Origin of the sequence: Microseira wollei NIES-4236, assembly GCF_020521235.1 — a bacterium.
GTDB lineage: Bacteria > Cyanobacteriota > Cyanobacteriia > Cyanobacteriales > Aerosakkonemataceae > Microseira > Microseira wollei.
The window spans coordinates 1-546 of sequence record NZ_BLAY01000531.1 but is presented as its reverse complement, the minus strand read 5'-3'; the positions used below and the strand labels follow the sequence as shown (position 1 = coordinate 546).

2 protein-coding genes are annotated in these 546 nt (G+C 37.2%); both read left to right on the top strand.

The window, feature by feature from the left end; genetic code table 11:
- A partial coding sequence (locus MiSe_RS49720; RefSeq protein WP_226595012.1) for an EF-hand domain-containing protein occupies positions 1–233 on the top strand: 233 nt, incomplete at its 5' end.
- A gap of 118 nt (positions 234–351) precedes the next feature.
- Positions 352–546, top strand: a 195-nt coding sequence (locus MiSe_RS49715) for a hypothetical protein (RefSeq protein WP_226595014.1), incomplete at its 3' end; no start/stop codon positions are given.

Genomic DNA, 546 nt, shown 5'->3' with positions numbered 1-546 from the left:
TTTATGCGTTAGATACAGATAAAGATGGTGTACTGGCTCTTGAAGAATATAAAACCATGTACAAAATTTATGGATTTGGAAACGAAAGTTTAGCCGCAGAAATTTTTGCCAAGCTTGATTTTGACGGGGATGGTAAAATCAGGAAAAATGATGTAATGAATCTAGTTGCTGATTTCTATTTAAGCGACAACCCAGAAGCGCCTGGGAACTATTTCTTTGGCAACTACAAGTAACTTACACTGTATCTATATGAAGCTGCAATAAAATTTTTTGTTGAGTCAATTTGGGAGCCAACCATAAAAACCAAAATTGACTCACTGTATCTTCATATAAAATTGGTATGAGACAATCATGAAAAATGTTTTCATTGCTGGAAGCGCAACAGTTTTTCCACAGCCCTTGCCCTCCATCTACATTGCTGATAAGTTGTATCCAACAAATCTTTGCTCAGATCGTACAAATAAACTAGCAAAACGTGCTGCACAAAAATTTGGCATCAAACAGCGACCAGTTTGCTGTGACTTAGAACGCGCGTTCCAGAAAGAG